Genomic DNA, 24681 nt, shown 5'->3' with positions numbered 1-24681 from the left:
CCTTTCTAGTTTATGTTGATTGCATATTTAATAAGATTTTTGCTACTCCTTCATATTGACTCGTATTAATAGCATTAATTGTAATATTTATTTCATGGGGTTTTTTATCAGCTACAAACTGACTGTCAGTAGTGACTATAATATTTTTATCTTTAAGTGCGGCTAATAAATTAGAATTCAAAGGTGTTAACTTATTTAATTGTTCCAGCACATTTATTAAAGTAGCCATATTAGTATCATTCCCATTAACTGGTCCAAATTGAATAAAACTTCCCCCATCACTGGTAATATCAATTTTACTTGATTTCATCATAATTCATAATCTGGCCTGACCAGTGTATTGGGGAATTCCTTCGGCTTGAATATCAATCCCAATTTTATGGGCTACCCCATCATGGGGAAAATCAGATAAGGTTGAAATATTAATTCCTGGTTGGTTTAGTAGACCTAATAAAATTGGATTAACATTCCCAACTCGTTGTAAAGCATCAATTAATTCAGTTGCTTTGACGTCTGGTTCGATGACAAGTGGTTGGGAAGTTAAGTCTTGACTTAAAGTACCTAAATCAAGTACACTATTTTTAACTTTAACTTTAATTGTTAAAGTACCACTATAATCAATGGTTTTATTAGCATCAATGGTAATATTAAGATCATAAGTTTTGCCATCACGAGGAATTTTTGGTTGCGATGGGGTTAAGACAACATTAGTTTCTTGAGCGACATTTTTTAACTCTTGGGGCGCATCAGGTAATAATAAAATTAACTGAATCAAACTTTGGCGTTCTAAGTCATTAACAGTATTTACGGAATCAGTAGTATAATCATTTTTTAAATTACCGATATCAAATTTTTGGTTAATTAAATTAATTTTGGCATTAATTTTTCCTAAGTAGTTTGTGGTATCATTAGCATTAATAGTAAAGGTTACTAAATGTTTTTCCCCATCTTCCGGAATTTGACCGCTAATATTTTCAATCTTAATTTGGGGGTCTTGCAGCGCTGTTAGTAAATCTTGGTTAAGATTAGGAATTCCTTCCAAAACTTTAATAATACTAATTTGGTTTAAAGTTGTCGTTTTGGGCGGAGTTGTATTTGTAAAATCACCACTTAAAAAGGAAATATCAAATTTTTTTGCTTCAATATTCATGGTTACTTTCGTATGGCCCTTAAACATTTTGGCGTTATCCGCGTTGATATCAATTGTCATTAAATGGGGTTGGTGGTCATATTGTAGAACATCTTGAGTTGATAAAACTGTTGCTGAATCAGCAATTGCACTTAGTAAATCGGGATTTAACACCGAAATTTGTTGAACGGCAGTTTTTAACTGACTATTTGTTGTATCATCAATAATAGCTTGGTATTGTCTATAAGTTCCCCCATCATTTGTAATATCAGTTTTGACAACACTAGTAGTATGAGGTTTATTTAAATAATTAAATAGTTGTCATCCCCCAACCCCAATTCCGGCAAGGATTAAAATAATAATTACAAACAAAAGAACTAATTTCCGGTTAATATTGCGCATTACATATATTAATCCGGCTGCTTGGCGGGTTTCCGCATTCAAATCAAAATTCCGAGCATTTAATGGGGGATCAACAACTTCTCCCACCACCCGCTGACGATGTTCAACAAGTTCAGTTTGCAGGCGCGTTGTTAATGGTTGCTGGCGAGCAGTTACTAGTGGTAAGTTTGAAGTTGTAATTTTCTCTTTAATGTTATTTAAATTAGCACTTTGCTTAATAGTGGCCAAGGATAAATAAACCGTATGATTTTTAATGTTCGGTTTAAGCTGGTTATTATTGATCAGATTTTTTTTATAAAATAATCCAAAATAATTTTTTTTACAATGAAAAATAACAAAGGGCTTAATTTTATAATCACTTTGTGCACTATTATTTTCCCCAATGTACACATTTAAAAATTGTAATTGTTTTAATAACATCGGCTTTTTTTGTTTAATTTTTTGAAATAATTCTTGTAAATTACTTTGACAATTTTTACACAGTTGATTTAAGTTATTATTTGATATCATTTCATTTGATCCCTTCTGGTAAATTAAATAAAATAAAAGTTAGAGAATAAAACAAAAAGTACCCAACATTTTAAACTTGTTAGGTACTTTAAGTACTCTGTTAACTATTTATTTACACTTTTAGTATATCATAAAATAATTTTGATATATTTACCGGACAAATGGCATCCTTGCTATTTTTAAACATTTTTTTTGTTAAAAAATAAATAAAATCTGGGCTAAACCCAGATTCTAATCTTATTTTCCTAATTTTTTAATAATTTTATTACTAATATGTTCAACATTAAAGTTAAAGTATTCTAGAACCGAATGAAAGTTTCCAGATTGACCAAAAGTATCAATTCCAATATTAATTCCCTCGTTACCAGTATATCTTTCTCACCCAAAAGTTGTTCCTAATTCTAACGAAACCTTTAAAGCTTTTTTTTCTAGTAAGGTTGTTTGATAATCTGCTGGTTGTTTAGCAAATAATTCTCAACAAGGCATTGAAATAACTTTGGCGGAAATATTTTTTTCAGTTAATTTTTTTGCTACATTAATTGCTAAGCTAACTTCACTACCCGTGGCCAGGATATTAACATCATTATTATGATCAGCCCCAAAAACTTTATAGGCTCCCTTATTAACATCTTGAGCACTAGTTGTTTCTAACTCTGGTAAATCTTGCCGTGTAATTAAAATTGCACTTGGAGTGTGTTTTTGTTGTAATGCTTCTAAATAACTTCCTAGGGTTTCTTTAAAATCACAAGGACGGAAAACATTTAAGTTTGGTTGACTACGAAGCATTGCTAATTGTTCAATTGGTTGGTGGGTTGGTCCATCTTCACCAACCGCAATTGAATCATGGGATAATACATATAGCACTGGAATTTCCATTAGCGAACTTAACCGGATTGCTGGTTTTATATAATCGGCAAAGACAAAGAAACCACCAGCAAATGGTAAAATCCCCCCATGGGTATAGATTCCATTATTAATAGCTCCCATGGCAAATTCCCGGACCCCATAGGCAATGTTCCTTCCTAACCGATTATCAAATTGGTAATTACCATCGGCGCCTTTTGCTTTAGTACTCCCAGTTAAATCTGCACTCCCCCCCATTCAGTTTGGTAGTAATTCAGAAATGCGATCAACAATTTTACCACTGCTGACACGGGTTGCTTGGGGTTTACTTGGAGCTAAATCTAAAAAGTCTTGTGCTTTAATTGTAAAATTACCGTGGATAGCACGTTCTAATTCTTTTCCTAGGTCGGGAAATTCTTGCAAATATTTTTCATAAAGAGCAATTCAACGGTCATATTCTTTAATTCCCCGTTCTTTAACATTGGTTTCAAAGTCTTCATAAACTTCTCCCGGAACATAAAAATCTTTTTCTGTTCATGCTAATACTTTTTTAACTGTTTCAATATCAGTTCCTAATGGTGAACCATGCACAGCGGGCGTTCCTTGCTTAGTTGCTCCAAAACCAATCACCGTTTTAACTTCAATTAAAGTTGGCTTATCACTTGTTTTTGCTTGTTCAATGGCCTTATTAATTGCCGCTGTATCATTCCCATCTTTAACTAATAGATAGTTTCACTGCGCTGCTTTAAAACGATCAGCAATATTTTCGCTTTGAGCAACACTAACCATATTATCTAATTGGACATCATTTGAATCAAATAAAACAATTAATTTATTTAATTTTCAATGACCAGCTAGTGAAATTGCTTCTTGGGCAACCCCTTCTTGTAAATCACCATCTCCACAAATCACATAAGTATAATGGTCAAATAAATTATAATTAGGTTTATTATAGCGCGCACTTAAGTGAGTTTCCGCAACTGCCTGACCAACTGCCATCGCAATCCCTTGCCCTAATGGTCCGGTTGTAACATCCACCCCAGGGGTTAAGTATGATTCGGGGTGACCAGGAGTAATTGATCCTAACTGGCGGAATTTTTTTAAATCATCAATTGTAATATTAAATCCTGATAAATGTAATAATGAATATAATAAGGCGCTCCCATGACCAGCTGATAAAATAAAACGATCACGATTAATTCATTTATCAACTTCGGGGTTAACTCTTAAATGTTTAGTAAATAAAGTATAGGCCATTGGCGCAGCACCTAAAATAATCCCGGGATGACCCGAGTTTGCTTTATTAACTGCTTCAATCCCTAACATTCTCACAGTATTAATTGATTTGTTCATATATATTGTTCCTCCTCATCAAATATTTAGCGAACTTTATACTTATATTTTACATTTTTTTTTATAATTTATAAGCAAAAATCAAGAAAATCTTATTTTTTCTTTATAATTTTAACTAACCAATAATTATTAATTTTGTAAAAATAACCTAAAAATATTAAAATAAGTTACGGGAAAAAATTCGTTTTTTTTTTTTTTGTTATAATTAAAAACAGAGGAATATATAGAAGACTTTTTCATATGCTTTATTGGATTTGCGTGCTGAATCCCGTTAACAGATACTGTTAAAATAAAAATTAAAAGTAACCACTCAACAAAGAGTGAAGGAGCCGCTGTTTTAATTTTATCAATTTTTACAGTCTTTATTATTTTTATGCCTTTTGGGATTATGAGTGGGGTTTGGTTAAATAAAAAACGGACCAGTCCCAGCAAAGAGAAAACAATTGACAATTAGCAAACTAAAAAAGATATTAAATTTTATCATCTTTTTTAATGCTTTTAATTTTTTGATTTTGATGGTTTAATTTTTTTAATTTCTCCGGAGTAACATCCTCTCCTTTTTCATTAACTACCTTAATCGTTTTTAATTCATTTAAAAATTTTTTTCGAAATTCTTCTAAGTATTGTTGGCGAAGTTGATGCTGTAATTGTTTTTCATTGTCAGTTAAAGTTCTCTCTTTTTGCTTCTTAGCTAGTTCATTAATTTTTTTTAATAAATCATTAATGTTCATCAACTAATTTAATTCCTAATTCAGTTAATTTTTCTGCTGTTACCGTACTTGGTGAACTAGTCATCGGGTCAACCCCCGAAGCATTTTTAGGAAAGGCAATTACATCACGAATTGATTCACTATTTGTTAATAACATTACAATGCGGTCTAACCCTAAGGCAATTCCCCCGTGGGGAGGCACCCCATAGTTAAAGGCATTTAAAAACCAACCAAATTTTCCGGAAATTTCAGCAGGTGTTAATTGTAATGATTTAAACATTCGTGCTTGGATATTACTATCATGAATCCGAATACTTCCCCCCCCAATTTCATAACCATTTAAAACAATATCATAAGCTTCAGCGCGGGCAGTTGCTTGTTCTTTATCAAAATTATCAATGAATTCTTTGGTTGGTGAAGTAAATGGATGGTGCGCTGCCGTATAAGAGTTTATTTCATCTGATCATTCATAAAGTGGCCAGTTAACAATTCATAAGAAGTTAAAGTGATGCGGGTTCGCTAAGTTATATCATTTTGCTAACGTTACACGTACCGCACCTAAAGCTTGACAAGTTGACAGATATTCACCACTAATTAAGAAAAATGTTCCTTGGGAATTGTTAGCCATTTTTAAAAGAGCATCTTGTTCAGTCTTACTTAAAAATTTGGCAAGTGAACCTTCTCATTCCAAATTTAAATTATAACGAATCCATGCTAATCCTTTAGCTTTATTTTGTTGGGCAATTCTAGTTAACTCTTCAATTTCTTTTTTGCTAACTTGGTGCGGAATAAAGATTGCTTTGATAACTCCCTTGTTTTGTAAGACATCTTGAAAAATTTTAAAAGTACTATTTTGGAAAACTTCATTCATAGAATGTAATTTTAAATCATAACGGGTGTCAGGTTTATCACTTCCATATAAGTCAATAGCCATGTCATATTCCATTCAAATAAAGGGGGTTGTAATGTCACATTGAATGGTTTCATGCATTACTTTTTTTAGTAATCCTTCAATTAAAGTAATAATATCTTCTTTTTCAATAAAACTCATTTCTAAATCTAACTGGGTAAATTCTGGTTGGCGATCACTTCGTAAATCTTCATCGCGAAAACATTTTGCAATTTGAAAATATTTATCAAAACCACTTAGCATTAATAATTGTTTGAACAATTGGGGTGACTGGGGTAAAGCATAGAAATGATGTTTATTTTGGCGGGAAGGTACTAAAAAATCACGAGCCCCTTCGGGAGTTGATTTATTTAAAATTGGAGTTTCGACATCAATAAACCCATGGTCTTGTAAATAATTGCGAATAGTATGGACTAGTTTATTGCGTAAGAAGATTTTTTGTTGCATAACTGGTCTTCGTAAATCTAAATAGCGGTAAGTCATGCGGACATCTTCTAAAGCATCTGTTTCATCCGCAATAATTAACGGGGTTGTTTGGGCTTTTGAAAAAATCTCTAACTTATTTGCTTTGATTTCAATATCCCCGGTGGGTAGCTGCGGGTTTTTACTTTTGCGTTCGACAACTGTTCCCCGCACAGCAATAACATATTCATTACGTAAGCTATTTGCTAGTTCATAATCCGCTTGGGCTGGTTCAAAAATAATTTGGCTAATTCCACTGCGATCACGTAAATCAACAAAAATTAAGCCACCCATACGTCGGCTTTTTGCAACTCAGCCGGTTAAAATAACTTCCTGGTTAACATCTTTTAGTCGTAGTTCTCCACAAGTATGTGTTCTTTTCATGTTACTTTTCCTTTCCTAAGACATTAATAATTTTTTCAAACTTAACTTCTTGTTCTTTACCAGTTTTTTGATTTTTAATTTTAACAACATTTTTTTTCAATTCCTCATCACCAATAATAATAGCATTATGTGCATTTAACCGTTCAATTGATTTAAATTGGGCTTTGACTCCCCGCTCTAAATAATCAGTATCTACTTTAAAACCACTCGTACGTAACATTAACATTAATGAACTAGCAAAATAGCGGGCATGGTCTGACAAACAAATAATGTAAGCATCTAAATAATCTTCTTCACTAATTTTAAGATTATTATTTTTCAATGCTAATAATAATCTTTCTAATCCCATCCCAAAACCAACGGCTGGATAATCTAAACTATTATCTAACTCATGAATTAAATTATCATAACGCCCCCCGCCAATTAAGGTTAAGTCTTTTTCATGATCATCACTAAAATTAATTTCAAATACTAACGCTGTATAATAATCTAACCCTCGTACTAATTTATGGTCTAATTCAAAACTAACTTCTAATTTAGTTAACACTTTCTGAATATTGTTAAAATATTTTGCTTCTTGCTCAGTTAAATACTCGTAAATTTTTGGTGCCTTATCAAATTTAGCATTATCAATTTTACAATCTAGCACGCGTAAAGGATTCTTTTTAATTCGCGTTTGACAGTCGGCACATAAATCCTGACCACTTAAAAATTCTTTTAAGTCATTAATGTATTTTTCTTTGTTAACACCGGTTGTTAGACAATTTAATTTTAAAGTTAAGTTATTTAACCCAACTGCTTTTAAAATATTATAAGCCAATAAAATTGTTTCAACATCTAATAAGTATGTTTTCGCCCCGACAACTTCCACCCCGAATTGATTAAACTGGCGAAGTCGCCCATGTTGGGGACGCTCATAACGAAACATACTACCAATATAAAAAAATTTTAAGGGCATTTCATATTTACCATATAATTTGTTTTCAATAATACTACGAATTGTGGGAACTGTTCCCTCTGGTCGTAACACAAATTCACGTTCTTTTTTATCTAATAACTCAAACATTTCCTTGCTAACAATATCCGTTTCTTCTCCCACTGTGCGGGTAAATAAATCTTTCCCCTCAAAAATAGGTGTTCTAATTTCATGATAATTATACTGGCTCACAATACTTCGTAAAACTAATTCTAAAGCACTCAACTCTTCGGCTGATTCATAATATAAGTCTTCAGTTCCCCGTGGTTTTTGAATTAACATTTTTTTCCTTCTTTCCTTTACATTTAAAAAACTAAAAGATGCGTTAGGAACGAATTATTAAATTCGCGGTGCCATCCTAATTCATAACTTTTAGTTTATGCGCTCTCGTTAATATTTTATTGTAGAAAATAAATTTGTCAAATAATAACAATTATTAATAGTTTGCACCAACCACTATCTCTCTAAAAATTAATTGGTTATTATCCTTTATTTACTTTTATAAATAAATTATACCGAAAAAACGCAAAATATTAAGAAAAATAACTTTAAATAATAATGTTTAAAAAAGAGTAAGTTCTAAGCCCCCGGTTATTTTCCAATCAGAGTAAAATAAAAGTGACCAGACAGGTAACCATTATAATAGACCAAAGGAGGCTAATTATTATGCCAAGTCAACAAATAGATGAAAAAACTCCATTAATTTAAAGTTCGCAAGCATTACATTGAATTAATTGAAAAGAAATTAAAAAACACTCTAAAAATATCTTCGCTAGTTTTCCAACTTATAAGATGCTTTGTGCATATGTGAAAACTCTCCTATTAATTTCTGCCACTGGTACCGCCAAAAAATTTTACTACCGAATAGTTCCTGAGAATAGTCTTAAATTAAGAGGGACAGAATTATTAAGTAATTTAATTAACCCCGCTGTGAATGATTATTTAATTCGGGATGAAAATCTCCAGGGGGCAATCAATGCCAATAATTTTAAAGAATTAATTTCCGATGCCAGTAAACAATGAATTAATTCGTTCATGACTGTATTATGATTAACAAATATTTTCTTTGATATGTGACAAACATATCATTGTTATGAAGAACCAGACCAATCAATTTGTGAAATATTAATCGGTTCTTATTCAGTATGATTTACAGCAGCCAGTGCTTGTGATGTTATAAGTTGTTCATTAGAATGATGACGAATTAAAGAAAGCAAAATATTAAATAATACCTGAGCAAAATGATTAATTACCCCAGTTAAATGCCTTGCTAATTGAGGAGGATCTGGATTTGGGTCATGAGCTTGAGGAAAAGTAACTTATAAATTTTGAATGAAACCAGAAAAAGATTTAAATAATTTAATGGAATTACTGTTCTCATCTATTCCGGCTGCAAGTGGAGCTTATCTAGCAGTAGCAAATGAAATTATTTGACCAACTATAAAGTTCCCGATTAATGTTTATTTTATAATGTAAGTGAAGAACCTAAAAGTATTGAAAATTGTGCTATTAATAATTAAGATGATAATACTGATGGCTTAAAATAGCGATAACTGTTGATTCAGAACCCACAACTAGTCTTGAACCTGATAAAATAGATATTAATATTCAAAGAAATTATTCTCAATTAACTCCGTAAACATGTTCTTATTTAAATTAGTTAGATTTTGATCCAATTATTGAATGTTCCGAATCTTCTGATGAGGAAAAAGCAAGAAGTTGTAATGCCATTTCTGCTATTGGCCAGCACAGAATTAATGATAGAAGGGCAGCACCCCAAAAGAAATTAGATAAATTAGTAAAACAAAGAAGCAACTTATCAAAAACTAGTTCTTTAGAATTATTATGTGCGTCAAATGATTCTTTATCATCACATCGGACAAATTCTTTATCAGGAACTTCACTTGAGATTACTTATTTTTCTGATAGTGAAGGATTAGAAGATGAAACCAACAATCATTATATTTAAATAATTTAATTAATTAAAAAATATTTAACAATCTTCATAGATGTTAAATATTTTTTTCTTATTTATCAGTTTTATAATACTTATTTCACGAAGAAGTTGTTTCTTCTTGGTTAATGGTTCCTAACGATGGACGTTTGGATTGTTCAAGATCTTCTTTGGGAGTTTCATCTTCGCTATTAGATGTTAAGAAATTATTATCTGGTTTTTTCCGATTTTGTAATGATTCAATTTGCATTCTAATTCTGGACATTGATAATTTGCGGTCTTTAAATTCAACAATTCACTGAATTGGTAAGGAACTAGTCTTAAATTTATCAGTTTCGCGAATTAACATTAATAACATGTTAATAAATTTTCCAAAGCCTTCTTCCCCTTTTCATTGTCCTAGTTCTAAAGCATTATAAGTTAAATCACCATCAACAATATCAAAGTTTGAATAATGGAATTCCGTAATTTTTTTAGCTCATTCATCTTCGGAAATTAAATAAAAATTAGTTGATAAACTACAATTAAAAATGTGTAAATCATTTTTAAAAATCGAAAAATTAAATTTATCAACAACAATCGCACTAATACTAATTCTTAAATCTGATAAATCTGCTACAGTTTCCATTCAACGAAAGATACCTTGAATATAACGTAAAATAAATTTTAATTTCCCAGATGAATAAATAATTATTTTTCAACTTTCATAATCAAATTGATATTCCGCATCATTGCGAACTTTCCAAATATTATCATCTGGTACCAAATCAATAAATTCTTGAACTGTTAAAGTAATCATATCTTTTTTCATATCTATAATCCCCCCATTAGCCGCAATATTTCCATCTTTTGTCATCACATACTGGTTTGTAATATGAATATATTATATCATAAATTAAGGTACTCTCACAATTGCTATTGACTGTTAATTAGGAATATAAAAAAATTAAGTTATTTAATTAAAAATAACTTAATCAAAAATTTATTTATTTCATTTTTTTGAATAATTAACTAGTTTGGTAAAACCAATTTTATCAAAGATGTTATAAAAGAAATCCCGGACTGATTTTCGCGAACTACAATATTTATAATTGAAGGTATTAGTAGTTGCTAATAATGAATTATCAATGTTATTATTATTTAACTCTTGTAAAAATTTTGTTTTACTAAAACGTTCTGGCGTTGGTGCTGGCTTAGGAGTTTTATTTTCTTTGCCAGTGGTGGCTGGTTTGGTTGTTACATCTGATTGAGCTTTCACTGGTCGATCATCGGGTGTCGGAATTTTGGCTAAAAAACTTGGTCGTTTCGCCGGATCAACAATAACAGTACTACTGTATGTGCGACGGGAAGCATAGCGTGGTGCCTTAGTTGTGGTTGTTGGTCGTGGTTCTTGTTCAACCTTGTTGACTGGTTGGTTATCACTAGTTTCGGAAACTGGCAAACTTTCCTCTGGTTTTTTAGTTGATTGTGCTTCTTGCATTACATAAATTCCCTTTTGAGAATCATAAGTAATCGTTAGTTGTTCCATCTTAGCATTCAAATCATGAATATCAATAACATCTTGCTTATTAATATTTTTACTTGGTGATTTTTTCAACGCTAATTTTTCTAAATTTTCCTTGGCAAAACGATCATAAGTAATTTTTTTCCCAGGATTTAAGCGTGGGTTAACTCTTGTCACTTTTTGATGATCATCTAATTTTCGTTTTGTTTCAGCAAAAATATTATCATATTTTGCTAAACTAAGATTATAAATACCCCCCTTCGCCGCTTTTTCTCGTTTTTTACGAGCTTCTAAAGCTTCTTGCTCACGGCGCAAATAATATTGTTCAATCATTTTATTGGCTGGTTTAACTTTCCCACTATTACTATGTCTTAATAATTTTTCAACAGTAAAAGAATTAACTCTTTTATCTAATAATTTAACACGGTTTTTAATTGTTGAATCTGTTTTAACGTTATCTTTAACACTAACTGCCATGTTTTTTCACCCCATTTAATTAAATAAAAAAATCATAAATAATTAATATTGCTATTGATTATTTATAAACGTAAAGGTTTATGTCCTATACTGTAAGTCGGTAATCACTATGGTAATTACTTATTTCAAGTATAATTATACTATATTTTAATAAATAATTTTAAAAAACTAATTTTTAAATTACACATTTTTAATTAATTTCGTGAAAATGATTAATTAAATCATGTTTAATAAATTATTTTTTTGTTTAAATATTGATGCTTTTCTATTTTTTCTAAATAAATTTAAATCAACAAAAATATAATATTAAGTATATAACACTTATACCTCTAAATCTTTTAATAAAATGTTTAAAACGAGAATGTAATTGATCTATATGTTTCATATGTTAACTCCATATCACTAATTAATAATTCAATGTTTTTTAAATAAGAATTTAACACATAATTGGTAATATTTTGTTTTAATTTTCCAAAATATGACGGAGTTAAAAAACAAATTTTATCATAATTTACTCCAGTGATAATATAAATCTTATATTTAGAAGTTTCTCGAAGTTTTTTATCATGATGCTTTTGATATTCTTGTTTTTGTATTAATCTTCTATGCTTATTTTTTTCTTTTCAATTTCCTTTATATGTTTCATTAATATAAGTTTCATCTAATCAAACTATATTTTCCAAACTAATTTTATTAAGTTTTTTAAATATTCATTTTGTTAATTTAATTCTGTTTTTTCATGAATTTAATATTGAAAGATTTACTAATTCAATTGTTTCTTTACAAGTTAATTTTAATAAAAAGGATTGAATATAAGTTGCTCATTGTATTAATGTCAAATGACTTCATGATAAAAATGTGCTTGTTTTAAAATTAAAAGTTTTTCGGCAATAACGACATAAATATCTTTGTTCTTGTATATATTTACCATTTTTGTAAATTGATTTTCCTTTACATTGTGGGCAATAAATGCTTTTTTTCATTTAACTTTCTTAAATTCATTATTTGATATATTAATTAGAGTTACTTAATCATAGTTTTTAACTTTCTTTTGAATTAATTCTGCTAAAATAATCAAATTATTTTTACTTAAATTATCAATTTCTTTTTTAATTTCCTTTAGTTTCATAACTATCACCTCAATAGTTATTTAACTAATGGTTATTAATTTTTATTTTTTTTTCACGAAATTAATTAAAAATATGTTAAATTATAAAAAGAAAAAATCAAAAGATAACTATTAAATTATCTTTTGATTTTAAAATTATATTAATAATAAAGTTTATTATTATTATTATTATAGTATCAAGCAAAATCCATTATTTTAAAAGCATGAGTAGTTCAATCATTAAGACCAGCAAATGTTCCTAACATTCTTGCTTCATCATCAAATTCAACTATATAAATATATTTAACTTGGCCACTATTTTTTAAATAATCTGTTCCTTCACTATCATAGGCTTCTCAATCAGATTTTTCTCAACTATTGTTAGGAGCCATATTAGGGACATCCACTCTTGCTTTTGGGTTACTTGGATCTCAATCTGCTTCTGGACGAGCAGCAGAATTAGTATAACCCAACGGTTGATGATGTTCTAAATCAGTTAAACTATCTTTTGATCCATAATAATCTAATTGATAACGAACGCCGACTAGTTGGCCATCTTTGTATACTCTTCCTAAGATTGTTCCATCAACTTCAGTTCCTTCTGCTGTGATATTTCAGTTTTTATTTAAGAAAATATTATCAAACCAATCATTCGCCATTGCCTGGTCAATATTATTAAATAATTTTCCTAAATAACCTTTGTAGGAAGTTAGCGTATTTAAAATAAATTGGTGCATTGCTTCATTATCAGGGTTTGAACCATCGCCCACCATGCTCTCAAGTGTTAATCATCTTAAATAATGAACCTTTTTCATAATCGATGCTACCACTTTGGGATTTTAGACCAAATTCTTGTAAAACTAGTTCACCATATTTGCTTGTCGGATCAAGACTACCTAAATTAGTGCTATAACCAGCATATTGATTAGGATCAGCATTATAAACTTTTTCTACATGTTTAACATTATCTGCATTAACAACAAAATTATCACCTCCTTGTTTAAAAATTCAACTAGTAAAGCCACCAATTGCTGGTAATAAATCATAAATATCAAAACCAGGAAAATTTAACATTTGAATAACGGTTCTAATTAAATTTGTTGCTTCATCAAACATTGTTCCAACCATTAAATTATAAAGGGGATCTTTTTGTAAATTATTAACTTCGTTAGCAATCGCTTTAGAAATAACTGCATTAAATTGTTGACTGTTAAAATTCTGATTAATTTGTTGTTTGGTGGCAATTTCTTTTTTAAATCAAGCGTTTAAAATAGCATACCACCGTAAAAATAAATCTTGGTGTTTAGAATTAGTTAAATCTAAATATTGTTTTTTATTATGACTATTAAAATAATTAATTACATTGATTTTATTTAAAATATCATATAGTCCAAAGGACTCCGGAGTTGTTGCATTCTCTTCTTTAAATGTTATTTTAGTATCATTAATTGTTGAAGTAAAAAGTAATTTTTTCATTTTTAATATTCTCCTTATTCTTTAAAAATGATAACCCAATAAAAAATAATCAAAAAAATGATGATTTAAGAATATTAAAAATTAAAACATTATAAAAAATGTTTTGTTTCCTGACCAAAATAACATTTATCCTAAAATTTCTCTCTCATCTTAATTTATTGACATTTATCATTTTAATAAAAAAAGCAATAATTATTAAATAATATTCCAAAATTTTCCGAAACTAATTAACTATCTTTAAAGAAGAAACATTTAATTTCATAGTATAATAGTTAGAAATAATAGATTAAATTTTAATAATGTTATTATTTAAGACCAAACTTAATGGGAGAACATGAAATGTTATTAAAAAATTTAATGAAAATTAACCCAGGAGTAGTGATTAACCGCTTTGAACATTTTGCTGTAAAATTTCCAAATTGTGATGGCAACACCCCTACCTACAACTTCATATCAAATTTGGTAAAATTATCAGCGTGACTTTTGTCGAAAGATAGTTCCAGAGTTGCTAACCCAAGCTGGCGATTTATTAATCTATGCCAAATATTCCTTTACAACTCTAATTATTAAAAAAGAAAGTGAAATTAAAAAATAAGTCCCTTCTAATTATTATATTCTCCGTAAGTTAAATACGGATAAAAAAAATTAGTATTAGTAATTTACAAAATATTTTAAAAGAAAAATTTATTAACCCCTATGTTAGCATGACGAATGATAATGAAGAATTAAAGAAATTAACAATTAAAATTTTAGAATTATCAGAACTTAATATTACGGATACGGATTATCTTTCTCTTATTACTGGCCTACATTTTAGTCAAAAAGTTCGAAACATTTTCTGATGATTTTTTTCCACCATTATAATATTATTTATTATTCTAGGTTTATCATCATTAATTACTTAAATAATAAACCATTATTATATACTAATTTAGGAATTAGTATTTTCTTAGGGTTTTTTAATGGGGTGTTACTAATTATTTTAATTACCTTCTTAGGGATTGAAAACCATTGGGGAGTGAAAACTAAGTTAAAATTAAAAACAGTCAAAGATCAACCCCACGAACAGAAAATAAAAAAAATAATATATTATAAAGAATTATATGATCAAAATTTAATAAACCTCAATGAATATAATTTAGTTAAACAAAAAATTTTAAAGCTAAAAAAGAAATAACTTATTATAAGTTGTCATTCCTTAAGAATAACAAGGAATAACAACTTTTTTATTGCCAGTTTAATAAAATTAACACGAGGAGGTGCTCATTGCATGAGACAAAATATTATCGAAGTCAGTCATCTGACCAAAAAATTTAAAAAATTTATCGCGGTTGATGGTATTTCATTTACCGTAAAAAGTGGTACTATTTATGGTTTTATCGGACCCAATGGGAGTGAGAAAACCACAACAATTAAAAGTATTATTGGAGCAATTATTTCGATGATTTATAATGCTTCTAATAATTCTCGTATGTAATATGTATTTAAATAATACAAGTAACCTGGGGAAAAATTATTATTAATGGTTTTTTTAAATACTAACCCACAAGCGAAAAAATTAATTGGATATATCCCTGAATCAGCTCGGTTTCCCAAGGAGGGTCGCTGGGTACTTATTTAACTTCAATGTCATATTTAAATGGCAATAGTAAAATTGTGACTAAAAAAATTAATTGCAAAAATATTAACAGCGTTAGATTTATAAAAATTTCAAAAAAAATCACCACTGCAGTTTTCATCCGAAATGCAGAAAAAAGTTTTATTAACACAAGCATTAATTAAATGACTCCCAAATTTTAATTCTTGATAAACCAACTGCTAATTTAGACACAAACGCACGGTTAGAAGTTTATGAAGATTTAAAAAAACTGCAGCAGTTGGAAAAACAGTCGTCATTTGTACCCACATCCTTTCTGAAATTCAACACTTAGTTGATGAAGTAACAAATTTAAACTTTAGTAAAATTGTTTTTTCAGAACCAACAAATGGAAATGATCTTAATAAAATTTATACTAAAAATGTGTTAAAGAATACTACTAATCACCAACAGCATTCAGTAGTCGGAGGTATCTATAGAAATTAAATATTATCAACCTAATAAACAAAAATTAACGGAGAAAAAATGTCGAATTTCTTTTTTCTTTTATACATATAACAAATTAATTAAGTCAATTTTAACAATTGTCTATTATAGTTTAGGAGCCACCGCCAGTATTGCAATTAGTTGTAGTATGATGTTGATGGCAAAATTAACAAACGAAGTTAATACCCTGGTCTTTAGTTTAGTAACTTCTATGGCATTTGATTTATAGTAAGCACGGGGTTAATCTTATTATTTAGTGCATTTAAAACCGTTCAGACATTTCGTGATGAAATTGATGATGGTACCATGTTAATCCTGGTTTCTAAGTCATATTCGCGATGACGAATTTTTAGCGAAAAAAAATGTTAGCATTATATTTAATAACTTTTTATTTTATTATCACAATGACAATTTTACCGCTAAGTTTTGGTTTTATTAATTATTAACTTTATAATTTACCAACTAGTAAATTTGCTGTTTTAAAATGGTTAGCAATGTTTTTAACTATAATAATTATTGCCTTTATTCTAATTGCCATCTTCACTTTTGTAAGTTTCTTTTGATCAGCAAAATCAAGGGCATTTCCTTCCGCTATCAATGATGGATATGATTTTATAATCAAGTACTACAGTTGCCACCCAGTTGGTTGCGAACCAAAATATGAACTTGCAGTTTAATTATGAGATGTATGAAAAATATTATAAAAATAACACATATATGATGGATATTATCCAACAAGGTGAACAACAAAGAAATTTTGATAGCTACTATTAAACTGAATTGCCAAAATTATTAGCTGTTTGTGGAACAATAGTTTACAAACCCAACAATGAAATTGATTTTGATAATTTATTATTAATATGTCAAACTGATTTAACTCCTCTATATAAGGCATTACAAGATTCCCCTGCCCAACTAGATTTTGTAAAGCTAAGTTTTGCTTATGGAAATTCATTTACTTATAAAATTAAAAATACTAACTAAAAATAATAATAGTGCTAGTTTATTAGCAAGTATTATTACTTTGTTAAATAATTACCAACAAGTAATGTTCTTACAAAGTCTATTAAATCAAAATATTCTAAGTGATGAACAACTAAATACGGCAATGAATCAGTATAACCTAGTTTTAACCTTAAACAGTTACTTAAATCTGTTCAAGCAATGATCATTATGATACCATGAATTTACTGGTCTTACTGATAATTTAAATCAAATTCAAGGTTTTTCGAGTTTATTATATAAATTTACTTATCAAAAAAATAACAACTGTGTTTATCAAATTGTGTGAAATAAAACAAAACCGTTAATTAACTTTACTCTTTCCAATGTTGTTTGAATTTTTATCGAAATTAGCTTTACTTGAGGAAGTTATTTAGTTTTTAAAAACGAAATATTAAATAAATTAATAATATATAATCTTAAAATTAATTCTATCTTAAATTAAAAATAGTAAATTATTAATGATAAAAAGAACTAGGGTGACCTAGTTCTTTTAGTTACTTAAATTATTTCCTAATGAAGAAAATAACAAAATAGATTATATAATTTATTTTTATTAATTAACTGATATTAGTAACCACGACCTGCTGAATTTTCTAAATTATCAGCATGTTGTTGTAAGGATGCAATTTGATTTTGTTGTTTTTTAATCTGTTCTAAACGATTTGCATTTTCTACTTTTTTAGCCATAATTTTATCCATCTCATTTTTATATGACTTAAATAATTCAGCTGTTTTACGTAAAATAAATTCACCAATTGTTTCATGTTGAGGTTTTTCTTTTAAATAAATTTCCCCAAGTTTTTTTAATTGCTGTTCAGGTTGCAGTTTAATATACAAAGATAAGACTATATTTTGGTTATTATCTTTAAAATGGTCGTCTAATTCTTTGACATATTCGGTTTTTAAATTCTTTGTTTCTTGATCTTGTGGTTCTAAAATAGATGAATTACATTTTTGTAAAAATTCGGCCAAGGTTTTACTATTAAATTTTATGGAAATAACTTTACCGACCTGATTTTTTTCTAACGTATATAATGTGGGGAGATTAATTGTTGATTCACTAGGTATAATATCACTTTCTAGGTGCGGTTCTTCAAAACTAACTGGTTCATTTTCATCCAAATCCCCAAAAAGTCAGTTAAATGATTCACCATAATCTTCATCATCAATAATGTCAGCAACTGCTGGATTATTATTTGGATCATTTCCCATTCTGCTTCCTCCTTTCTAGGCAAAAAAGCAAAAAATACCATTGAATAATTAATTATTTGATGGTATTTTAAATACTCTTATATATTCTAATTTTTGCCTAACATATTTATCATATACTAGACAATAGTATTATACCAAGTTTAAGAATAGTTATCTACAAATGAAATTAACATTCTCAAATAGGAAAGATGTTTAAATAATTACATTTATTAACATCAAAAAGATTAGTTTAAATCTTTAGCAATTGTCAATAAATTAATGACCTCCGGAACTTCCGGGATTGTTAATATTTCATATTCTTTGTGCATTAATAAATTTTGAAAATAAGGGATATCTAAAAATAGATTTTCCTCTAAACTATGATCGTTCAAAATTCGTTTAAAATAAATAAATTATTTAATATTTAAGAAGAAGTTTTTAACAATTTTAAAAATCTTGTCATTATTCTAAAAGCATTTTATAATTCTGACCAAGATCTTTTCGATATGATGAAAACAATTGCTACTGCTCCATGTTCATTCAAAAAAAATGATTTATTAACAAATATTCAACTTCAATTTAAAAACTATTTTAATAATTTGAATAAAGAAAATCTTCCAGACTTTGTAGTGTCTAAATTTATTAGCATTATTTTTTGAAGTCTTTATCAAACACAAACATAATTAAATTATTTCAATTCTAGCAAAAATTTAGAAAAGGCATGCAAAGATGCATTTGAAACTAATAAAATAGCTTTCTTTCAAATGGATAGTTAATATTTACTAAATAATATTGATTATTTTATGAAAACTATTAATCTAAAACATTTAAGATCTTTTAATAAATAAAGAAATATTTTTAATAACTATCTTAATTTTAAAATCTTAAATTATTATCCGCTCTCTCTGACAAATCAAATATTATTGGAACAAAATCCTGATAAATTAACAATTTGAAATTGATTTAAAAATACTAATACTAATAATATTGTTTTATCTATTAACGAACTCTGTAGTTTTTTAAACCTTCATTCTAATTTTCAAAATAAAATTTTTACTAATGAATTATTTGAAATTCTTCAAAATAACCAATTAATAACAAAAAAATCCGCAAAGTTTGCAAAGTGTTCTCGGAGATGAGCAATTAACTGGCCTCTTAAAAGCACAAGTGCCCATTGCATACCAAACTTTAAATGATTTAAAAGATATTTTATGTTGTCACCCACAGTTATCTCTTTATAATCAAGTAAATCTTACTTGTGTTTATAAATATTTAGAAATAAAAATTTTAAAAGATGTACTTGTTAATAGTAACCTTGAGGTAAACTTAACTAAAATACTGTAACAAGAGCTAGCGATTAATCAAGAGCAACCATATAATCAAAATAATAAGCGAAATATAAATAACAAAAAGCAAGAAAACTCCAATAAGAAAATTAAGTTAGAAAGTACAGTTGGTCATCCCCAGCCTGGGTTCATCAACCTCACGTTAGTTATTACATTATTAATCTTTAATTTTAGTGTTCTTTTTCTTTGCTTGCCATATTTTAATTAGATGCTGTCCATATTTTTTTAAATAATAAAGTGGATAACCCGCAAACATAATTACCATCGTAATCAAACAGTTTCATAGTTCTCACATATTTTTGGTAGTTTTTCCATAATAATACATAGCAATAACAGCTCCTGTAAATGTTATTAAGCAGGCATTTAAGGAAAGAATAGTTAAGATAATAAAGACCGGATTGGAATAAATTCGCTGACAAGTGGGATCACAATAACGTAAATAAATGATAACTCCTATTGTTAATGTTTTTAAAACACTTACTGCTAAAATAAAATAGTTAGTAACTTGAAATAACGAAGATCATAAAATATAAATAATGGTTAAAACAGTTAGCAATAACATTGCTAAATATGGCATGTTAGTTTTAGCTGTTGTTTTTTGAAAAAATTTAAACAGATCCCCTTCTTCACTCATCTTAAAAATTAATCGTGAATGATAAACTAAAAAGGAATTTAATGACCCAATAAAAATTAAGGTTGCTAAGCCGGAAAACAAATAACCAAGAAAATTTGGAATCTTCGGATTATTAATAATTGCATAATATCATACATTGGTAATATTGCTATCGGGAGCTAACCAATTAAGAGGATTATTAACAGTTAATAATCCAAGCGCTAAGATTACATATAAAATAATAATCGCAATTGTGGACCAAATTAAAGCGCGGGGAATATTTTTTCGCGGTTCCATAACTTCCCCACTAATATAAGTAATCGCTTCCATCCCCGAATAGGCAAACATTGTCATCGCGGTCGCTGGTAACAATAAAAAGGAAGATAAATAAATTTGGCCAAGATTTTGGTTAATCGTATCTTTTTGAAAACTATTGGTATTACCATAAATCATGGCAATAATAAGAAGCAACCCAATTGGTAATAATTTTAAAATAGTAAACACAATTTGTGATCAACCCGTACTTTTTTTAATAAAAAGTTGCATTAATAATAGTAATAATAAAATAATAATCCCAAATAATTTGGCATACCATTCATTTTGTAAACCACTAATACTTACAATAATGTTACCAAATGCTAAACAAGCAGTTGCCACGGCAGTTGCACTGACAAATAACACCATAATTCAACCAAATCAGAACGAACATGCATTTCACTTGGCTCTTTTAATTCAATAATAAGAAGTTCCATTTTCTGGATAAGAAGTTGCTGCTTCGGAAAATAATAGCATTTCGGGGATTACTAATAATCCCCCTAAAATTCAGGCAATAATCATCAGAATTGGATTAAACTGGGCTTGAAACCCAACTTGGCCAAACGAAACTAAAATGGAAGTTCCTAAGGTGGCGGAAATTGCTAACATTAAAATTTGTCAGAAATTATATTTTTTTTGTAATTTCATTTTTTAACTCTTGCTCACTTTCTAAAAATTTTTTAATTTTTGCTAGGTAAAGATCATGTCCTTTTGAAATTGCTTCCACATGGTCTAGGATTGGAAGAGCCACTAATTCACTAATTTGTTGGAATTCATATTTTAATTTCTGGTTAATAAATTTTTGACTCATAAAAAACGGCACAAAAACATCTTGTTCACCATGGAATAATAAAAAGGGAATGTTTTTAATTCGCTGATGTTCTTTTAATAAGTTATATTTTTTAATATCAACTCCTAATTGTTGCTTAAAGATTCTACGTAAGTCTCAACTAATTAATCACCATGGTTTTTGGTAGCGATAAGTCATTACATAGCGAAATTGGACTAACAAGTTGATAAATCCACAATCACTAATTATTCATTTTAACTTTGGATTTTGATAACCATAATTAAGAGCATACGAACTAGCACAACTAGCGCCCATACTATTACCAATGACCCCAAATTCACTAACCAGATAATTCTTCATTAGTCATTGGGTCACATCTTCAACATTTTGCGCATTCAAATAACCAATAGCACTATATTGACCATAACTTAAGCCATGGGCCACACTATCAAAAGTCAAGATATTATAACCTTGTTGATAAAAATAATAAACTTGCCGCAGAGCTAAATACTTATTTTCGGTTCATCCGTGTAAACCAATTACTCATTTGTTAGAAGCCGGGTTTTCTAAAATTAACATACTAAGTTCATCACCATTATGATTAAGAATAGTCAATTCTTGAATTTGTTGTTCTTCTTGGGGTGAAAAACTAAAATTAGTTAATTTTTTGTCTGCCAAATCAGCATGGTAATGTTCAAAACTATTAAATTCGACAAGTTTATCATTGATTTGAAGTTTTCCTGATCTTTGGTAATCTTGCGTAAAATTAAAAAATAACCGACAATATTTTTTTGATCAGTAATAAACAAGTGGAAATAAAAATATTAAAATTATTAAATGTCATCAGTGGTAAAAAAATTTTTGATATCCCTGTTTTAAAACTTTCGAAGAGGGATTTTTATTGACAATTAGCATTTGTTCTCCTTTACTAATTTAACTCCTAAATTTAATTTAGCGGTAATGAAGTAGTTGTGCCTTTTACTTCAATATATTTTTCTTTTCCATTTTTATCAAAGCTTAAAATGTCATATCCTAAGCCATCTTTTGAAACTATCTTTACTTTTTTGGAAAGATCATGTCTTTTTCTTTAATTAACATGTTTTTTTTGATATTCTAAAGCTATTTCTTCAGCTAATTTGCCTGTTTTCTTATTATTCTCTATTTTTTCTCCTCATATTTTGATTTTAAAATTCCTTTATTAAAAAGTATCTCTAATTTCAGATTTTTTACCTTAATTTAAAAAAATGGTTGATTCTCATTCATCATACAATCTTTATTTAAATTACTAAATTTTAAATAATTTTTTTAATCAACTTTTTAAAGCCGTCAATTTTTTTATACTAATTAAGTTATAACTTATATTATTTTTGATTTTTTTGGTGCCTATAACTTAATATCAGATTATTTTGAATTAAATTTTGACCTTTTTAAAAATATTAGATTTTAACAACAAGTTATAGTCAATTTGAAGAGAGATAATTTCTTTTTTAGAATAAATTTTATTTTTTAAAATGGATATATATCTATCACCATATTTTTTTAGCTATTTCAAAACTCATGTAAAGTAGAAATTACATATATAGTATTGTTAAAAAAGAATGTACTCTAAAATTTCAATTAATTCTTCATTAACTTCCACTTTTAAAACTATTTTTTTGCTTTTAATAAACTAGTAACATTTAAAACTGAATACACTGTATAATCTTACAACTTCTTTCTCTAATTAATAATATAATATATTTTAAAAAAATTAATAAAATTATGCAAAAAAAATATAAAAAATTCTTTTTAAATAATTTTTAAAAAGAAAAAATTAAGAATTTAGCTTTAAATCATATATTTTCCCATCATCAGTTAAGATATAAAGCCAATTACCAAAAGTTTTAACATCAATAATACTATTTTTCTCAATAATTTTTAACACCTTAATTTCACGATTATCAATTTGGTAAATGTTCCCCTTATCATCCCCACAATAAATAAAGTTATTATTATCTAATGCAATATTAAAAATTACTCCTTTATTTAAGCTATTTATTAAGGTTCAGGTATTATTTTGATAAAAGTAAAATTTACTTGCCCCGTGATCAGTATTATCTAAAATTGCTAAGGTATTATTTTGGTTGATAATATTATAAACTTCCCCATTAACATGGTAAAATTTTTGTCATTGTTGAAGAAGCGGATCATAAGTTTCAAGATCACCATTATTAAAACCAAAAATAATATTTTCATTGTGGTGATTAATACTTAGAATACTAGTATCTGCAAAATTATTAATTAAGTGAGCAGGTTCAACCCCAACCTGACCGGTATAAACATCGCCATTACTAGCCCCAGCATATCATATTCCTTCATAACAATAAACACTATAGATTTCAACTCCCTTCCCCGTAAGCAACTTCGTAACAGTTGGATTGTTGAAATTACCAGTATAAACAAAACCATTAACAGTACCAAGATACCAGTTATTACTATTTAAATCAACAAATAAACTTAAGATTAAATCTGATAATTCAATTATTTTTAAAATTTGATGTTGATAACCAATAATTAACTTACTATTACTTGCAACATACCAATTATTACGGCTATCAATTTGTAACCGGTAACCCTGCTGAGTTGGAACGGTTGTTAATAATTCAAAATTGGCACGAACAGAACGAGGATGGCAAGCAAAAAGGTTAGTACCAACCATTGTGCTAAAAACAAAACTAGTTAAAATCTTTAAAATTTTGTGCATAATAAAAGCTCCTTGTAATTTATGTAATTATTTTTATTATAATAAAGAATTATTTTAATAATTATTGTGTAAATTGTAAACCAAATGCAACACTTTATGAAAAAATAAAGTGTTTTTATTTTTATATTAAAAAACACAAATTTATTTGCATTATTCATCGGATAGTATCTTTAAATTTAGAACTTTTATCATAAAAACAGATTAAATTCTGTTTTCCCTACACACAAAATAAACGATATTTTTATAAATCCTTTCAATAAAGCTATTATCCGATGAATAATGCAACTCTTAAACTTAATATTTTGATGCTTAAAGATGGATAACTCATCTATGGCACGAAGCTTTAAAGAAAGTGTGAAAGCGAATGTATTTATTACTCCTATTTATTTCTTTAATT

General features: G+C 28.1%; 21 protein-coding genes. 5 read left to right on the top strand and 16 right to left on the bottom strand.

The window, feature by feature from the left end:
- Positions 1-10: 10 nt before the first annotated feature.
- The 5 genes from P344_RS02630 to hisS form a co-directional block, all read right to left on the bottom strand.
- Positions 11-2041, bottom strand: coding sequence for a hypothetical protein (locus tag P344_RS02630; protein WP_025317350.1), 2031 nt, complete (start codon positions 2039-2041; stop codon positions 11-13).
- A 237-nt stretch (positions 2042-2278) separates the two neighbouring features.
- Positions 2279-4237 (bottom strand): transketolase, encoded by a 1959-nt coding sequence (gene tkt / locus P344_RS02625; RefSeq protein ID WP_025317349.1) that lies wholly within the window; start codon positions 4235-4237, stop codon positions 2279-2281.
- Positions 4238-4707: 470 nt separating this feature from the next.
- Complete coding sequence (locus P344_RS02620) at positions 4708-4968, bottom strand: DUF896 domain-containing protein (RefSeq protein WP_025317348.1); 261 nt, start codon at positions 4966-4968, stop codon at positions 4708-4710.
- A complete protein-coding gene (gene aspS, locus P344_RS02615; RefSeq protein ID WP_025317347.1) occupies positions 4958-6703 on the bottom strand; it encodes an aspartate--tRNA ligase in 1746 nt (581 codons plus the stop codon). Before aspS ends, P344_RS02620 begins: the two co-directional genes overlap by 11 nt.
- 1 nt (position 6704) lies before the next feature.
- Complete coding sequence (hisS, locus tag P344_RS02610) at positions 6705-7961, bottom strand: histidine--tRNA ligase (RefSeq protein ID WP_025317346.1); 1257 nt, start codon at positions 7959-7961, stop codon at positions 6705-6707.
- 525 nt (positions 7962-8486) lie between these two features.
- Between hisS and P344_RS02605 the strand changes: the two genes are divergently transcribed.
- On the top strand, positions 8487-9155 hold the full coding sequence (locus P344_RS02605) for a hypothetical protein (RefSeq protein WP_025317345.1): 669 nt from the start codon (positions 8487-8489) through the stop codon (positions 9153-9155).
- A 551-nt stretch (positions 9156-9706) separates the two neighbouring features.
- On the opposite strand, the gene P344_RS02600 is transcribed toward P344_RS02605, so the two are convergent.
- The 5 genes from P344_RS02600 to P344_RS06040 form a co-directional block, all read right to left on the bottom strand.
- On the bottom strand, positions 9707-10444 hold the full coding sequence (locus P344_RS02600) for a hypothetical protein (RefSeq protein ID WP_025317344.1): 738 nt from the start codon (positions 10442-10444) through the stop codon (positions 9707-9709).
- Positions 10445-10615: 171 nt separating this feature from the next.
- Positions 10616-11614 (bottom strand): hypothetical protein, encoded by a 999-nt coding sequence (locus P344_RS02595; protein WP_025317343.1) that lies wholly within the window; start codon positions 11612-11614, stop codon positions 10616-10618.
- Between the two features lie 350 nt (positions 11615-11964).
- A complete protein-coding gene (locus P344_RS02590; protein ID WP_025317342.1) occupies positions 11965-12597 on the bottom strand; it encodes an IS1/IS1595 family N-terminal zinc-binding domain-containing protein in 633 nt (210 codons plus the stop codon).
- A gap of 286 nt (positions 12598-12883) precedes the next feature.
- Positions 12884-13495, bottom strand: coding sequence for a hypothetical protein (locus P344_RS06045; protein WP_025317341.1), 612 nt, complete (start codon positions 13493-13495; stop codon positions 12884-12886).
- Positions 13467-14198 (bottom strand): hypothetical protein, encoded by a 732-nt coding sequence (locus P344_RS06040; protein ID WP_025317340.1) that lies wholly within the window; start codon positions 14196-14198, stop codon positions 13467-13469. The genes P344_RS06045 and P344_RS06040 overlap by 29 nt, the downstream gene beginning before the upstream one ends.
- 841 nt (positions 14199-15039) lie before the next feature.
- On the opposite strand from P344_RS06040, the gene P344_RS02580 reads away from it, so the two are divergent.
- Both P344_RS02580 and P344_RS06035 read left to right on the top strand, forming a co-directional pair.
- Positions 15040-15375: a hypothetical protein gene (locus P344_RS02580; RefSeq protein WP_025317339.1), complete on the top strand. Its 336-nt coding sequence runs from the start codon at positions 15040-15042 to the stop codon at positions 15373-15375.
- 93 nt (positions 15376-15468) lie between these two features.
- Entirely contained in the window at positions 15469-15675 is a 207-nt protein-coding gene (locus tag P344_RS06035; RefSeq protein WP_025317338.1) for an ATP-binding cassette domain-containing protein, read from the top strand.
- A gap of 1054 nt (positions 15676-16729) precedes the next feature.
- On the opposite strand, the gene P344_RS06700 is transcribed toward P344_RS06035, so the two are convergent.
- Positions 16730-16903: a hypothetical protein gene (locus P344_RS06700; protein WP_156028532.1), complete on the bottom strand. Its 174-nt coding sequence runs from the start codon at positions 16901-16903 to the stop codon at positions 16730-16732.
- A 158-nt stretch (positions 16904-17061) separates the two neighbouring features.
- Between P344_RS06700 and P344_RS06955 the strand changes: the two genes are divergently transcribed.
- Together P344_RS06955 and P344_RS02565 are read left to right on the top strand one after the other, a co-directional pair.
- Entirely contained in the window at positions 17062-17265 is a 204-nt protein-coding gene (locus P344_RS06955; RefSeq protein WP_025317337.1) for a hypothetical protein, read from the top strand.
- Positions 17225-17728 (top strand): hypothetical protein, encoded by a 504-nt coding sequence (locus P344_RS02565; RefSeq protein ID WP_025317336.1) that lies wholly within the window; start codon positions 17225-17227, stop codon positions 17726-17728. Before P344_RS06955 ends, P344_RS02565 begins: the two co-directional genes overlap by 41 nt.
- Positions 17729-17853: 125 nt before the next feature.
- Here the strand turns inward: P344_RS02565 and P344_RS02560 are convergent, their stop codons facing one another.
- From P344_RS02560 to P344_RS02540, 5 genes are all read right to left on the bottom strand, one after another.
- On the bottom strand, positions 17854-18498 hold the full coding sequence (locus tag P344_RS02560; RefSeq protein ID WP_025317335.1) for a hypothetical protein: 645 nt from the start codon (positions 18496-18498) through the stop codon (positions 17854-17856).
- Between the two features lie 1482 nt (positions 18499-19980).
- The gene (locus tag P344_RS02550) at positions 19981-21399 is read right to left on the bottom strand and encodes an amino acid permease (RefSeq protein WP_025317333.1); all 1419 of its coding nucleotides are present in this window, start codon (positions 21397-21399) and stop codon (positions 19981-19983) included.
- A complete protein-coding gene (locus P344_RS02545; RefSeq protein WP_025317332.1) occupies positions 21377-22456 on the bottom strand; it encodes an alpha/beta hydrolase in 1080 nt (359 codons plus the stop codon). The genes P344_RS02550 and P344_RS02545 overlap by 23 nt, the downstream gene beginning before the upstream one ends.
- Positions 22457-22487: 31 nt before the next feature.
- Complete coding sequence (locus P344_RS08075; RefSeq protein WP_081717415.1) at positions 22488-22595, bottom strand: protein NO VEIN domain-containing protein; 108 nt, start codon at positions 22593-22595, stop codon at positions 22488-22490.
- Between the two features lie 759 nt (positions 22596-23354).
- Positions 23355-24284, bottom strand: coding sequence for a hypothetical protein (locus P344_RS02540; protein ID WP_025317331.1), 930 nt, complete (start codon positions 24282-24284; stop codon positions 23355-23357).
- Positions 24285-24681: the final 397 nt, after the last annotated feature.

Origin of the sequence: Spiroplasma mirum ATCC 29335 (assembly GCF_000565195.1) — a bacterium.
Taxonomy (GTDB): Bacteria; Bacillota_I; Bacilli_A; order Mycoplasmatales; family Mycoplasmataceae; genus Spiroplasma; species Spiroplasma mirum.
The sequence above is the reverse complement of the archived record's forward strand: the minus strand, read 5'-3'. Positions and strand labels throughout refer to the sequence as shown.